1 protein-coding gene is annotated in these 331 nt (G+C 72.5%); it reads right to left on the reverse strand.

Features of this window, described 5'->3' with window-relative positions; translation table 11 throughout:
- Positions 1-331 (reverse strand): Ig-like domain-containing protein (locus NLU14_RS21415; RefSeq protein WP_275710436.1); only part of this gene is annotated, 331 nt, incomplete at both ends.

Raw genomic sequence — 331 nt, forward strand, 5'->3', positions numbered from 1 at the left:
TGGGGCGTGGTGAGGGTGACCGAGAAGCTGCCATTGGCCGCCACCGTGCCGGTGCCGAGCGGATTACCCGCGGCATCATGGACGGTCACCGTCGCGCCGGGCTCGCCGGTGCCGGTCACTGCCGTGCCGTCCGCCGAGACGCTCGCCACGGGGGCGGCGGGTGCGATGAGGTCGGGCGCGGTGACGGTCACCGGGGTGGAGACGTTATGGGCGGCATCGGCCTGGGTGACCTGCAGTAGCTGGCCATTGGTCTGCGGGGTGGTGAGCGTGGCGGTATAGCTGCCATTCGCGGCCACGGTCGCGGTGCCGATCGCCGTGCCGGCGGGATCGC

This window comes from Marinobacter iranensis (assembly GCF_029207565.1).
Classification (GTDB): Bacteria; Pseudomonadota; Gammaproteobacteria; order Pseudomonadales; family Oleiphilaceae; genus Marinobacter; species Marinobacter iranensis.